Source organism: Candidatus Defluviibacterium haderslevense (assembly GCA_016712225.1).
In the GTDB taxonomy this organism is placed as follows: domain Bacteria; phylum Bacteroidota; class Bacteroidia; order Chitinophagales; family Saprospiraceae; genus Vicinibacter; species Vicinibacter haderslevensis.
This window is the reverse complement of sequence record JADJRL010000003.1, coordinates 1,186,743-1,200,526: the sequence shown is the minus strand read 5'-3', so window position 1 is coordinate 1,200,526 and position 13,784 is coordinate 1,186,743. Positions and strand designations below refer to the sequence as shown.

Here is a 13,784-nt window from a genome sequence, read left to right as displayed (position 1 = left end):
ACTAATATTTTATAGATCTATCATTATACGAAAGACTAAATGAATAAGCTTTTACTTATCTTTGTTCAAACATTGAAATGGAGCCAGTAATCACTATCAGAAATAAATAATTTCATTCCTTATATAAAATATATGGCACCAACTTTTGTTTTTATTATTAATCCAAAATCTGGATCCGCAAAAAATAAAATTTTACCTGCCAAAATTAAATCATTTTTTAAGTCGGATCAATTCATTATTGAGTTTACAGAATTTCCAAAGCATGCCACAGTAATAGCTTCTAAATATGCAGAAATTCCAAATTACATTATCATAGCCATTGGAGGTGACGGAACAATCAATGAAATTGCACAGGCCTTAGTGAACACTTCAACAAAAATGGGAATCATTCCAACCGGTTCTGGAAATGGTTTTGCTAGTCATTTAAAAATACCAAAAAATATTGATCATTGTTTTAAATTAATAAAAAATCAGCACAGCATTTTGTCTGATGTTATTCAAGTTAATGATTCTATATCTTGTAATACTGCAGGGCTTGGGTTTGACGCATATGTCGCAAAGCTTTTTGGTAATGACGGTCATCGTGGGTTTTTGTCATATATGCGTCTAGGATTGGGCAAATTTAAGAAAAGCACGGCGATGAATGTAACCATAGGAGATGCCACTTTTAAAAATATTTTGAGTCTGGAAATTGCCAATTCGAATCAATTGGGCAACAATGCAAGAATATCACCACATTCAAATGTAATCGATGGTATAGCCGAGGTGGTTTTATTGACTAAGCCCAAATGGTTCCAAATACCATCCATATTATGGGCAGTATTTTCTGGAACTTTTGACCATCACAGATTAGGAAAAATAATTTCTTATCAGAATGAAGTAATTCGGGTAGATAAGCCAACAGATTTTCATATTGATGGTGAGTATAAAGGCGAAGTTTCACAAGTTAAATTTGAAGTTCTCACAAAAAAATTACACGTTATTTGTCCTGAATATAATATCCATAAAATTTAATTTTTTATAATTTAAAAATGTGTTTTTATGTCTGAATTGTTTTGGGGAATTGATATGGGAGGGACAAAAATTGAAGGTGTTGTTATAGAGACATCACCTCAGCTTAATATCCTGAGTCGATTGAGAATTCCAACTGAACAGGAATTTGGATATGAACATGTATTAAATCAATTTAAAAAATTAGTAGGATTATTAATTGAAGAAACTGGACAAAAGCCACATCGTATCGGCATTGGAACACCTGGAATCATTGATTTTACAACTCATCTCATTAAGAATAGTAATACTAAATGTATTATTGGAAAACCGATGAAAGAAGATCTTCAACAGCTACTTAGTATTGAAGTTAGAATGGCCAATGATGCTAATTGTTTTGCTATGGCAGAATCACATCTTGGTGTGGTGCCTGACTTTGTTAAAAATCCAGAAGTCGTTTTTGGTGTAATAATGGGTACTGGTGTCGGAAGTGGTATAGTAGTTAATGGAAAAGTAATTAATGGAAAACATGGTATCGGTGGAGAATGGGGACATAATAGTCTTGATGAGCATGGAGAACTATGTTATTGTGGTCAAAGAGGTTGCGTTGAAACTTTTATTTCAGGACCGGCTACCGAAAATCATTATTACAATTTGAGTGGTAATAAATTGAAATTAAAAGAAATTTATAAATTGTATCAAGGTCATGATCCTAATGCCGTGGCAACGATTGATCGAATGATGCATTATTTTGGAAGAGCAATAGCATGTGTAATAAATATTGTAGATCCTGAAGTAATAGTTTTTGGAGGGGGAGTTGGTAATTTAGATGTTATCTACGAACGTGGTAAAGAAGAAGTTCTAAAACATCTTTTCAATGGTGAATTGAATACCTTGTTCTTGCGACCTAAGTTGGGAGATAGTGCGGGCGTTATTGGTGCAGCACTATTATAAATAATGAGGCATAAATTATTCTTCATGTTTAGAATATGTTTATTTTTACTGTATAATTGGGAATACACTAATTTCTAATTGAACACCTAATTCATTAATTAACACTTGGTTAGTCATTTACAATTGACTATCAAAACCTAAAATTTTTACTTTATGGAAGTTAAATCCACTGAAGCTCAATTTGTATTGAAATTTATCAATCAAACCAATCGATCCGTATTTTTAACTGGAAAAGCAGGAACCGGTAAAACCACCTTATTAAAGGAAATTATCCAATCCATGCATAAAAATACTATAGTTGTTGCACCTACGGGAATTGCCGCTTTGAATGCAGGAGGTGTGACGATCCATTCCATGTTTCAACTGCCTTTTGGCGGATTTATACCTGAAAGGAACGTTACAGACATCTTTCCAGAACATTTAAGATTTGAAAATAAAGATACCATTTTAAGACATTTTAAAATGAGTGGTATTAAAAAATCGGTTATTCAAAATATTGACTTGTTGATTATCGATGAAGTAAGCATGTTGCGTTCAGATCTATTGGAAGCCATGAATTTTGTTATGCAAAAAATTAGAAAAAATAATTCAGTCTTTGGTGGTGTGCAAATACTGTTTATTGGAGATCTATTGCAATTGCCGCCTGTAATTCGTCAAGATGAATGGCAAGTTTTAAAAAAATATTATACTGGAAAATTTTTCTTTCACGCTCCTATTATTCAACAAAATCCACCACTTTATATAGAACTTTCGAAGGTTTTTAGACAATCTGATGACACGTTTATTAGAATATTAAATAACTTAAGAAATAATCATATTTCTCAATTGGATGTGGACGTATTAAATCAATATGTTCAAACAAATTTTGATTTAAAAAAGAGCACAGGATATATCATTCTAACTACACACAATGTTAAGGCGGATGCTATTAATAGTCAAGCCCTACTAAATTTGAATGGAGAAGCTAAAACCTATAAAGCTCAAATAATCGATGATTTTCCTGAAAAAATGTTTCCAATGGATTCTAATCTTGAACTAAAAGTTGGGGCACAAATCATGTTTCTTAAAAATGATTCATCTATTGAAAAGAATTACTTCAATGGAAAAATGGGTGTCATTAAATCATTATCTGATCAAGAAATTTTAGTTCATTTTCCAGAAGAAAAGAAAACCATCGAAGTTGAACCCTATATCTGGGAAAATATACGATATCGTGTTGATGATATGACAAAAGAGATTACAGAGGAAGTAATCGGTACATTTACACAATATCCTTTAAAATTAGCCTGGGCTATTACAGTTCATAAAAGTCAAGGATTAACTTTTGACAAAGCAGCGCTTGATGTTTCTGAGGTATTTGCACCGGGACAGGCTTATGTTGCTTTATCCCGGCTTCGATCGTTGGGAGGTTTAATTTTATTGTCTAAAATGCATATGAATGGCATAACAAACGACCATGATGTGATGGATTATGCTTCTAACAAAACGCCGACAGAAATACTTCAAAATACGCTTCAAGTGGAAACTAAAATATTTATCCATCAATATTTAAATAATAGTTTTCAATGGAAACCAATAGTTCAAGAATGGAAGAATCATATTAATAATTATGTTGAAGAAACGATAAAATCGGAAAAATCTAAACACAAAAAATGGGCAGTACAAATGCTTAATCAATGGAGTGAATTATTAGAACCAGCTTCCAAATTTATATTTCAACTAGATCATATATTTCAATCGGAACCAATAGACCTTAATTTTTTGAATACAAGATTAAATGCAGCCTATACCTATTTTTTTAATAAATTGGATCCCATTTTAGATGAAATATTAAGCAAACTTGAATATTTAAAAGGGGTAAAAAAAGTTAAAGAATATTATGCTGAATTACAAATTTTAGAAGAATTACAAATGAATGCAGTATTGAGATTGATGAAGGCAAAACTGCTTATCGAATCAATGGTGGATGGAAAAACTATTTGTAAGGAAAATTTAAATTCTGATGAAATAAAAAATTATAAATTCAACAAATTAGTACAAATCAAAGAGAGAAAAAAGCAAGACAACCCAGATTATTTTGAAGATACAAACTATTATGAAAAGAATAAAAAATCAAAAGAACTTAAGAAACCAAGTCATATTGTAACCTATGAATTATGGCAACAAAAAATATCTTTTGATGACATTGCATTAATCAGAAAACTAACTCCACAAACCATATCCAACCATCTAGCTAAACTAATAGAATCAGATATTATGCTTCTTTCAGATGTTTTGCCATCAGATAAAATTAGGGATTTATCCATGTCTTTTAAGGACTTCAACGGTATTACCTTATCCGAAATTAAAGAAAAATATGACGATCAATTTACTTGGGATGAATTGAGATTGTATAAAGCAAGCTTAAAGAAGGACTGAGTTTAAGTTGTCTTTAGTTTCAAAAAAAAACCGCAACATGGTGACATATTGCGGTTCTATTACTTATTTTATTTATTTTTATTGGATTAATCGCTTTCCTTCTTTTAATCCTTGTTCCATTTGCTGTTGCATATTTTGAATGGGAGTTTCATGTTTCACGGATCCATATAATTCACCAAGAATAGGTGCTATAGTAAGTCCAACCAAACAAGTTAACTTGATTAATATATTCATAGAAGGACCTGAAGTATCTTTGAATGGATCACCAACAGTATCTCCAATCACTGCTGCTTTGTGCGGCTCAGAACCTTTAAAAAATTTCTCACCATTAATTTCTACACCAGCTTCAAAAGATTTTTTAGCATTATCCCATGCGCCACCTGCATTATTTTGAAAAATGGCCCAAACTACACCACTAACACAAACTCCAGCCATATAAGCACCTAAAGCTTCCGGACCCATTACAAACCCAATAATAATAGGAACTGATATGGTAATTAATCCCGGTAACATCATTTCTTTAAGTGCGGCTTTAGTTGATATAGCCACACATTTAGCGTATTCTGGTTTTCCAGTGCCTTCCATAATTCCAGGAATCTCTCTGAATTGTCGGCGTACTTCATTTACCATTTCCATAGCAGCTTTTCCAACAGATCGCATGGCTAATGCCGAAAAAACTACAGGGATCATACCTCCAATGAAAAGGGCGGATAATACATCAGCTTTAAAAATATTAATTCCATCAATTCCTGTAAAAGTTACATATGCAGCAAATAGACCAAGTGCAGTTAAAGCTGCAGAGGCAATCGCAAATCCTTTACCAATAGCTGCAGTAGTATTACCAACAGAGTCCAATATGTCTGTCTTTGTTCTTACTTCTTTGGGTAATTCACTCATCTCAGCTATACCTCCTGCATTATCCGCAATTGGACCGAACGCGTCTATCGCCAATTGCATAGCGGTAGTTGCCATCATCGCTGAAGCTGCTATTGCCACACCATAAAAACCGGCTAAGCTGTAGGTAGCCCATATAGCTCCTGCAAACAATAAAACAGGTCCTGCAGTACTCAACATACCAGAACTTAAGCCTCCAATAATGTTTGTAGCCGCTCCAGTTCCTGATTTTTGTACGATATCGTTTACTGCAAATTTTCCTAAGCCTGTAAAGACTTCTGTCATCCAAGAAATAGCTCCTCCTACGAATAGACCTATTAAGACCGCATAAAAAACATCATTGGGAGTTACAGTAACCAATCCTCTACCAAAAAAATTCATTTGCATAACTTCTGGTAACAACCAATGTATCATAAAAAATGAAGCTACAGCAGTCATAATTATAGAGCTCCAATTACCCATATTAAGTGCAGATTGAACTTGAGCTTCTTTGGCTAAATCATTTTTTACGCTAACAAAAAAAGTACCCAATATCGAAAAAACGATACCTACTCCAGCCATTAACATAGGCAAGATAATGGGTCCTAAACCTCCAAAATGGTCTGTACTTGTTATATTTCCACCCATGTCACGAATGACATAATTTCCAAGAACCATTGCAGCCAATACGGTAGCTACATAAGATCCAAATAAATCAGCACCCATACCTGCAACATCCCCAACATTATCTCCAACATTATCTGCAATGGTTGCTGGATTTCTTGGATCATCTTCGGGAATTCCAGCCTCGATTTTACCCACTAAATCAGCACCTACATCCGCAGCTTTGGTATAAATACCACCACCCACGCGTGCAAATAATGCAATAGATTCAGCACCTAATGAGAATCCTGCAAGGACCTCTAGAATGGTACCCATAGCTTGCACAGGAGGTCTTGAAATTCCTTTAATAGCTGAATCTGCCCAGACACCACCCATATAATATTGAAAGAAAATGGCAAATAGCGAACACAAACCGATAACTGCAAGTCCAGCTACCCCAAGACCCATAACTGTTCCGCCCCTAAAAGACACTTGCAAGGCTTTACTTAGGCTGGTTCGGGCTGCTTGAGTGGTTCTGACATTAGCTTTTGTGGCGATTTTCATTCCTATAAAACCAGCTAATACAGAAAATACAGCTCCTATTACAAAAGCAATAACAATGAACCAATGTGTAGTTTCTACTTGAGTACTTAATAATCCGAGTAAAATACCAGCAATAATCACGAAAATGGATAACACGCGGTATTCGGCTTTAAGAAAGGACATAGCTCCTTCTGCAATAGCATCAGAGATAGATTTCATTTTGGCGTCTCCGGCATCTTGTTTTGATACCCAATTATACAAATAGGCCATATAAAGAAGACCAAGAACCCCAAATAAGGGTATTAGATTGACTAAATTTTCCATGGATTTATCGTTTTAAGTGCGCAAAGATAAAGGATTCTTATATCTATCCTAATTTTTAGATGCCACTACATCTGAGAAAATGCGATAAATCAGACGAATAGTTTGATGAAAAAAGGCAAAAGTAAATTACCTTTTAATTCCATTTTTTATACGATCTACCAAACCTGGTGATACTATAGGACGATGTAAGCTTGATTTTAATTTTTCCCTGATGATTCGTTCTCTCATAAAGGCATTTTGACTACTGGGGTCATTACTTATTTGTTTTAGAAACTCATTCTGGTCATCCTGACTCATGTCTTTGTCAAAAAATGAACCGATTTTTTTCCCCAATTCTGAAAAGTCAAAATTTGTCATACTAAAGTATTTAGTTTTTTATAACTCTTAAATTTTAAACAAATAAAACCACGATCCCTATTCTGAATCTATGGTTAAGTCATCTTTGTCACCCCTTAAGTCTTTATAACCAAGGTTTTTGGCGTAATTTTTTAATTTTTCTTTAAGCAAATTTCTAGCTCTAAATAACCTACTCCTTACTGTACCAATAGGAACATCAAGAATTTTGGCTATTTCTTCATAAGTGAATTCTTCGATATCACACAATAAGAGCACCGTTTTAAAATCTTCCGGCAAAGCGTTCATAGCTTGAGTAACTTCGTCCCCCATCATATTATCGAACATCTCCTCCCTCAAATCGTGATAGCTGCTTAAATGACTATCCTCACCATCGTGAAAACTTACAATATCCTCATAATCAACCTGTGTAGGACGCTTGTTTTTCTTCCTATAGTCGTTGATATAAGCATTTTTCAGTATTTTAAACAACCAAGCCTTTGCATTAGTTCCATCTTCGTACTTATCTATGAATCTAAATGCTTTTAAATAAGTCTCTTGAACAAGATCTGCAGCATCTTCTTCGTTGTAAGTTAAATGAAAAGCAAACGTATTTAATGCTTCCAGATGAGGCAAAAACTCTTGTTCGAAGCGATCCTGGGCATTTGAGGGTACTGGTTTCAACAATCTTTAATTTAAACACAAAGAACGTAAAATTATACATATTCATATCTTTAGCACTCATTGTTTAATTAATAGATCTCAATTATCATAAATTAATGCTCATGAGAATAGGTCTTTTTCTGATTGGAATCATTGTGGTCTCGCTGTTTGATCCTGTGTTGGGACAAAGTCAGCCTGAAGAATTGGGACTCATAAAATGGAATAGGGACCTTGACCTGGCCCAATCCTTGTCCCTTAAAACTAAAAAACCCATCTTAATCCTATTTCAAGAAATTCCAGGATGTGGAACCTGCAAATCCTATGGAAATAAAGTACTTAGTCATCCATTTATATTGGAATCAATAGAAACCTATTTTGTCCCATTAGCTATTTATAATAACAAACAAGGTAAAGATAAAAACGTATTGGATTTATTTGGAGAGCCCGCCTGGAATAACCCTGTGGTCCGAATTGTTGATGCGAAACTAAATCCTATTGTTGACAGGTTGAATGGGAATTATACTACTTATGGACTTTTATCTAAAATTACTACAACACTACTTAAAACGAATCAAAAAATACCCAAATATTTAGAACTTTTTGAAGAAGAGTTACAAGCTAAAAGCACTGGAACGGAAAAAATGACTTTAGGAATGTATTGTTTTTGGAGTGGGGAAAAAAATTATGGCAAAATAAATGGTGTCGTTTCAACTACAGCCGGTTTTATGAGTGGTCGGGAAGTTGTAGAAGTAGAATATAATCCTAAATTAATATCGGGTGCAGATTTGATTAAACAGGGTCAAAAAGTAAACTGTGCTGATGAAGTTTATATGGATAAAAAAAATAAATCATTACAAGAACATATTACAATTAAAGAGTATAGTACATTTAAAGCGGACAAAGAACTTAAATACTATTTATTTAATACGAAATATAAACATATACCAATGAGCGCTCTTCAAGCTGCCAAAATAAATAGCCTGTTAGCCGAAGGAAAATCCATTGAATTTCTATTGTCGCCTTATCAATTGATTTGGCTGGAAAAAATTAAAGATGTTCCTAAAAATAAATTATCAAATTATATCGGTCAGGATTTTGAGTTAGCATTTCAAGATTTCAACAAACAATTATCCAAATAACCATTTCCTTTGGGAATTTTTGAAAAATATAGACTCTTTAGGAAATATGCAGATCCTAATAGGTACTTTATTATGTTGTTATTCAAATCGTTTTGGATTAATCTAATTGTAAAAACCAAAATAATACTTTGGCATGATCAAATTAAGTGGATCGTATCTCGTGATTTTCAATCCACAAAAAATCCCTACTATTATGGTATTTCGGATAAAGAAGAATTTCAATTGATAGATTTAGTTTGTAAACCAGGGGATGTTTTTTTTGATATTGGAGCCAATATTGGTTTGTATAGTATTTATTTTTCCAAAATAAAAAAATTGCAATGTTATCAGTTTGAACCAAACGAAAGTGCAAGAGCCATTAATTTAAAAATTCAAGTACTTAATGCTATCACTCATCTGAACACATTATTACCTTATGCACTAAGTAATAAAAATGGTCAAAGTTATTTTACAAATAATCAAGATATCAACAATCATTTAAGCGATCAAGTCACAGGATTAAAAGTAGATGTAAAAAGACTGGATGACCTTAATGATTTACCACAAGCTCACATCATAAAAATAGATACAGAATTAGAGGATTATAAAGTGTTACTTGGTGCGCATCGATTTTTACAATCACAGTGTCTAAAAGCAATTATTTTAGAATATAATAAATCAGAATTACAGAAAGTAATTAATTTATTATCTAATTATTCATTTGAATGTATCAGGATGAATAAATATAAAATAATTCCTAATGAAGACTTTCAGCCAAGTATAGCAGGAAATTTACTTTTTATAAAAAGAAACCTGAAATTATAATTTTAATCAATAACTATTTTAAAGTTCCATCTGTTTTTTAATGTAACTACAGTTAATATATAGACACCAGAGGTTATTGAACTAACGTTGATTTCTTTTGGTAAGTGCCGAAAATTTTCAGAACTTATTAATGTAACTCCAGATAGATTGTTGATACTAAATTGAAAACCTTCCTCATCATATTTCTGAAAATCTATATACAATTTGGTTTTTGCAGGATTAGGAAATATTTTAATTGATGGTAATGTTGCATTAGATGTTGTCGTGTAACATGCAGCACTCTCTTCAATTTTCTGAGCAAATAATTTAGCAAAAACGAGGGTTCTGGTCCAATAATTATCTATGGAATGTCCCGCTGCAGAAGGATTTAATAACTGTCCCAAGCAATCAACTTGATTATTTGTTTTTTCAAATGTGACCTCAGGAACTTCAAAAGGAATATTTTTTAATCGTAGAATTTCCTGATTTATGGCTTGTGAACCATTTGCCATAGGCCTGTTAATTAAAGTTCCGCAAGAACCAAGACTAGCTGCGCATGATTCAATTCCTTGCAGCAACTTATTTCTATTCATATCCACCACAATATCATTGGGTTGATGATACATATACAAAAGAGGAATTTTAGAATACGTGTTACTGGTAAATAAATCTTGAAGCGTAGCGCCATAAATGGAAGCGATCCCCTTAATGGTAAAGTTTCTATTTTGAGTTGGATCCAGATCTCCTATTAAATCCGGACGATCTAATGTCAATGATGCAATACTTGTGTCAAAGCCCAAAGTTTGGATACATGGAAAATCATATATTTTATTTGGTGATTTTACTGTGTTTTGCGAACCAAAAAAACTTAGGAGTTCATTTTTGTGATCTAAATAAACAAAACCCAGACTGGTAATGGCTCCAGCACTTTCCCCAATAACAAAAACATTCCTTTGATCAATCTGATAAGAAGGCTCGTTTATTAAAAAATGAATGGCTCTGTGAGCATCTTGAATAGCTCGAAAATAGGCTCTATACCATTCAATACTATCTGTTTCATTCATACAATCCCAAGGAAAATTGAATAAATTGGTAATGTTGCAATGGATTTCTTTTTCTGTAGTAAACATACCTAATCGATAATCAATACTCGCTGTAGTGTAACCTCTTTTTGCAAAATCAAGGAGCCAATTTCTAACATATCCATCTTGTTTGGAACCACCTAGAAATCCCCCACCATGAATAATGAGTATCAATGGTCGTCCACAAGGTGAATGATGATCTCCAATCGGAGTAGCAATATCTAGTTTTAAAGATTTTAGGTTTCCACCGAAATCAATGGCTGAACCGTAAGTAATATTATTTTGAACAGCAATATTATAAACAGTATCTACCCATTTTTGGCCAATTGATTCCCTGACTGAAATTAAAAATAATATAAGGACAACATTCTTAAACATAGGCAGAAACTAAAATTAAAGACTAAAGGTAATTAAAATTTCGTTTTAAGACAGCCATTGGATAATTCATTGGGCTCACAGAAAGAAATATTTAACTAACATTATGAACTAAATTTACATTATGTTTATTTATAAACTTATGAAAAAGAAATTATCGATTTTTACCGTTTTTGTAATTTTTCTGGGTACTTCATGTTCCGTTCTTAAGAAAACATGGGACGAAGCCAACTTATTTTCTGTAAGTCAAGATGTGGAGTTAGGGAAAAAGGTATCTGAAGAAATTAGTCTAAATACTAAAGAATATCCCATAGTGCCAGAAGCTGGAAATGAGGTTTTATATAATTATGTCAGGGATATCGTCAAAAAATTGTTGAATTCTGGTAAAGTAGCTTATTCCAAAGATTTTGCTTGGAAGGTCAGTATCATCAATAATGATAAAGTTCAAAATGCATTTGCTACTCCTGGTGGATACATTTTCTTATATACTGGGCTTATGAAATACCTTGACTCTGAAGATCAATTAGCTGGTGTTTTAGGACATGAAATGGCACATGCAGCAAACCGGCATTCTACCAGACAACTCACCAAAGTCTACGGTGTACAAGCACTTGCTGATGCCGCTTTGGGCAATAAAGAAACACTTAAACAAATAACTACCGCTTTAATTGGTCTAAGTTTTAGTCGTGCTCATGAAACAGAAGCTGATTCTTTTTCTGTTATTTACTTGTGTCCCACGGATTATGTATCTAGCGGGGCAGCTGGTTTTTTTAAAAAAATTCAAGGCCAGGCCACACCACCTAAATGGTTAAGTACGCACCCTAATCCATCGAATCGGATAGCTTCCATAGAGGGAAAAGCGAAATCACTTAATTGTTTAGGTAGAGAAACTTATGTGACAAGATATGCGCAAATGAAATTATTAATTAATAATATCGCACCACCACCAGCCGTAAAGACTCAAGGAATCCCAACAAATACTAATACAAGCAAACCTGCTGATGGCGGATTAGATTCTAAGGGTAAACCTACTGGGGATCAAAATGTGCCAGCACCAAGTAAAAAATTGAAAAAAGGCGGTATTTAAGTTTTATTGTTGATAGCCTTTTTAGAAAAAAGTTTATTAAAGTAAACCTTTGTAGAATAAGACATCACTATAAGCTAATTAGGTTTTACTTTTGCAAAAAAAAGTGTGATTAGACTAGCTCACATCACTTCATATCTGCTTCATCCTTTATTTATACTCTTGTATAATTCTTTGTTATTAATGTGTTTAAAACCACATTGGTTTGGTATTCATCATGTCAAAGAAGCGGGTTTATTGATTCTATTAATCCTAATATATACGATAATCATTCCAATCATTGGCATTTTACTTTTACGATTTATTGGATTGATTAAAACTATACAATTGGAAGATAAGATGGATAGAATTGCTCCATTAATCATTTGTATTGTATTTTATCTTTGGTTATATATAAATCTCAAACAAAATCCTGATATGCCAAAAGCGTTTTTGTCTTTGATATTAGGGAGTATCATTTCTTTGTGTTTAGCATTTGTCATTAATAATTGGGTGAAGGTTAGTTTACATACGATCGCAATGGGTGGATTGATATGTTTTTGGTTAATAATAAGATATTATTTTTGTACAGATGATATCATGTATTTCCGTTTTAAGGAGACAGAAGTATCTCGATTCCATATCCACCAATTATTGGGCATTTCATTAATTTTAGGTGGTTGGATAGGAACTTCAAGATTATTTTTGAAGGCCCATACATCAGAAGAAATTTATTTAGGATATGTCATTGGTATAATTTCTATTATCATTGCATTCAAATATATGTACTAAACAATTAATATGGAAGCATTACAAAAAATTATTGAATCAGTATGGAATGATCGTGAATTATCGAAATCTATTGAGGTTCAACAAGCAATTCGACAAGTCATTGAATATTTAGATAAAGGAAAAATTAGAGTCTCAGAACCCTTAAATATTGGTCATTGGAAAGTTAATGATTGGATTAAAAAAGCAATATTACTTTATTTCCCAATTTCTGAAAACAAACGAATCAATGCAGGGGATTTAGCATTTTTTGATAAAATCCCAACCAAAACAGAGTTTGAACAATTAGGTGTTCGCGCAGTTCCAACAGCTATAGCAAGATATGGATCCTATATTGAATCTGGTGCCATACTAATGCCTTCTTATGTTAATATTGGTGCATACGTTGGATCTGGTTCAATGATTGATACTTGGGCAACAGTTGGTTCTTGTGCACAAATAGGTAGAAACGTCCATATTGCAGGGGGTGTAGGTGTTGGGGGCGTTTTGGAACCTCCCCAAGCTCAACCCAATATTATTGAAGATAATTGTTTTATTGGATCACGTTGTATCATTGTAGAGGGCACAATTATAGAACAAGAAGCCGTTTTGGGAGCCAATGTAGTTATCACGGCATCAACTCATATCATTGATGTAACCCAGTCTGAACCTATTTATTATAAAGGCAGAGTTCCGGCAAGATCCGTCGTTATTCCAGGTTCTTATACTAAAAAATATCCCGCTGGTGAATATCAAGTTCCTTGCGCACTAATTATTGGTCAAAGAAAAGAATCAACAGATAAAAAAGTTTCATTGAACAATGCACTTCGTGATTTTAATATTGGTCAATAAAGGACAGATCTAAGATTATAA

General features: G+C 33.2%; 12 protein-coding genes. 8 read left to right on the top strand and 4 right to left on the bottom strand.

The annotated features are described in order from the left end of the window. Positions 1–132: 132 nt before the first annotated feature. The 3 genes from IPK88_04910 (at position 133) to IPK88_04900 (ending at position 4,362) form a co-directional block, all read left to right on the top strand. Entirely contained in the window at positions 133–1,014 is an 882-nt protein-coding gene (locus tag IPK88_04910; GenBank protein ID MBK8242745.1) for a hypothetical protein, read from the top strand. 27 nt (positions 1,015–1,041) lie between these two features. Beyond that, on the top strand, positions 1,042–1,944 hold the full coding sequence (locus IPK88_04905) for an ROK family protein (protein MBK8242744.1): 903 nt from the start codon (positions 1,042–1,044) through the stop codon (positions 1,942–1,944). A 153-nt stretch (positions 1,945–2,097) separates the two neighbouring features. Next, positions 2,098–4,362, top strand: a complete 2,265-nt coding sequence (locus IPK88_04900; protein MBK8242743.1) for a helix-turn-helix domain-containing protein — start codon at positions 2,098–2,100, stop codon at positions 4,360–4,362. 78 nt (positions 4,363–4,440) lie between these two features. Here the strand turns inward: IPK88_04900 and IPK88_04895 are convergent, their stop codons facing one another. The 3 genes from IPK88_04895 to IPK88_04885 all read right to left on the bottom strand — a co-directional run bounded on the left by IPK88_04895 (position 4,441) and on the right by IPK88_04885 (position 7,725). Beyond that, positions 4,441–6,705, bottom strand: coding sequence for a sodium-translocating pyrophosphatase (locus tag IPK88_04895; GenBank protein ID MBK8242742.1), 2,265 nt, complete (start codon positions 6,703–6,705; stop codon positions 4,441–4,443). A 126-nt stretch (positions 6,706–6,831) separates the two neighbouring features. Next, positions 6,832–7,062: a hypothetical protein gene (locus IPK88_04890; GenBank protein ID MBK8242741.1), complete on the bottom strand. Its 231-nt coding sequence runs from the start codon at positions 7,060–7,062 to the stop codon at positions 6,832–6,834. 57 nt (positions 7,063–7,119) lie between these two features. Next, positions 7,120–7,725, bottom strand: coding sequence for a sigma-70 family RNA polymerase sigma factor (locus IPK88_04885; protein MBK8242740.1), 606 nt, complete (start codon positions 7,723–7,725; stop codon positions 7,120–7,122). Positions 7,726–7,823: 98 nt separating this feature from the next. Between IPK88_04885 and IPK88_04880 the strand changes: the two genes are divergently transcribed. Further along, positions 7,824–8,840: a hypothetical protein gene (locus IPK88_04880; GenBank protein ID MBK8242739.1), complete on the top strand. Its 1,017-nt coding sequence runs from the start codon at positions 7,824–7,826 to the stop codon at positions 8,838–8,840. A 72-nt stretch (positions 8,841–8,912) separates the two neighbouring features. Next, a complete protein-coding gene (locus IPK88_04875) occupies positions 8,913–9,644 on the top strand; it encodes an FkbM family methyltransferase (protein ID MBK8242738.1) in 732 nt (243 codons plus the stop codon). Between the two features lie 2 nt (positions 9,645–9,646). Here IPK88_04875 and IPK88_04870 read toward each other — a convergent pair whose 3' ends face one another. After that, positions 9,647–11,083 carry a T9SS type A sorting domain-containing protein gene (locus tag IPK88_04870; protein ID MBK8242737.1) on the bottom strand — a complete coding sequence of 479 codons (1,437 nt, stop codon included), beginning with the start codon at positions 11,081–11,083 and terminating at the stop codon, positions 9,647–9,649. Positions 11,084–11,222: 139 nt separating this feature from the next. Between IPK88_04870 and IPK88_04865 the strand changes: the two genes are divergently transcribed. From IPK88_04865 to IPK88_04855, 3 genes are all read left to right on the top strand, one after another. Continuing rightward, positions 11,223–12,167: a M48 family metalloprotease gene (locus tag IPK88_04865; GenBank protein MBK8242736.1), complete on the top strand. Its 945-nt coding sequence runs from the start codon at positions 11,223–11,225 to the stop codon at positions 12,165–12,167. A gap of 105 nt (positions 12,168–12,272) precedes the next feature. Then, positions 12,273–12,935: a hypothetical protein gene (locus IPK88_04860; protein ID MBK8242735.1), complete on the top strand. Its 663-nt coding sequence runs from the start codon at positions 12,273–12,275 to the stop codon at positions 12,933–12,935. A 9-nt stretch (positions 12,936–12,944) separates the two neighbouring features. Next, positions 12,945–13,763 carry a 2,3,4,5-tetrahydropyridine-2,6-dicarboxylate N-succinyltransferase gene (locus tag IPK88_04855; protein ID MBK8242734.1) on the top strand — a complete coding sequence of 273 codons (819 nt, stop codon included), beginning with the start codon at positions 12,945–12,947 and terminating at the stop codon, positions 13,761–13,763. Positions 13,764–13,784: the final 21 nt, after the last annotated feature.

What these genes read in the sequence shown, in the direction of transcription:
- IPK88_04910 (MBK8242745.1), top strand. Translation starts at nt 133, where the DNA reads ATGGCACCAACTTTTGTTTTTATTATTAATCCAAAATCTGGATCCGCA.
- IPK88_04905 (MBK8242744.1), top strand. Translation starts at nt 1,042, where the DNA reads ATGTCTGAATTGTTTTGGGGAATTGATATGGGAGGGACAAAAATTGAA.
- IPK88_04900 (MBK8242743.1), top strand. Translation starts at nt 2,098, where the DNA reads ATGGAAGTTAAATCCACTGAAGCTCAATTTGTATTGAAATTTATCAAT.
- IPK88_04895 (MBK8242742.1), bottom strand. Translation starts at nt 6,705, where the DNA reads ATGGAAAATTTAGTCAATCTAATACCCTTATTTGGGGTTCTTGGTCTT.
- IPK88_04890 (MBK8242741.1), bottom strand. Translation starts at nt 7,062, where the DNA reads ATGACAAATTTTGACTTTTCAGAATTGGGGAAAAAAATCGGTTCATTT.
- IPK88_04880 (MBK8242739.1), top strand. Translation starts at nt 7,824, where the DNA reads ATGAGAATAGGTCTTTTTCTGATTGGAATCATTGTGGTCTCGCTGTTT.
- IPK88_04875 (MBK8242738.1), top strand. Translation starts at nt 8,913, where the DNA reads ATGTTGTTATTCAAATCGTTTTGGATTAATCTAATTGTAAAAACCAAA.
- IPK88_04870 (MBK8242737.1), bottom strand. Translation starts at nt 11,083, where the DNA reads ATGTTTAAGAATGTTGTCCTTATATTATTTTTAATTTCAGTCAGGGAA.
- IPK88_04865 (MBK8242736.1), top strand. Translation starts at nt 11,223, where the DNA reads ATGAAAAAGAAATTATCGATTTTTACCGTTTTTGTAATTTTTCTGGGT.
- IPK88_04855 (MBK8242734.1), top strand. Translation starts at nt 12,945, where the DNA reads ATGGAAGCATTACAAAAAATTATTGAATCAGTATGGAATGATCGTGAA.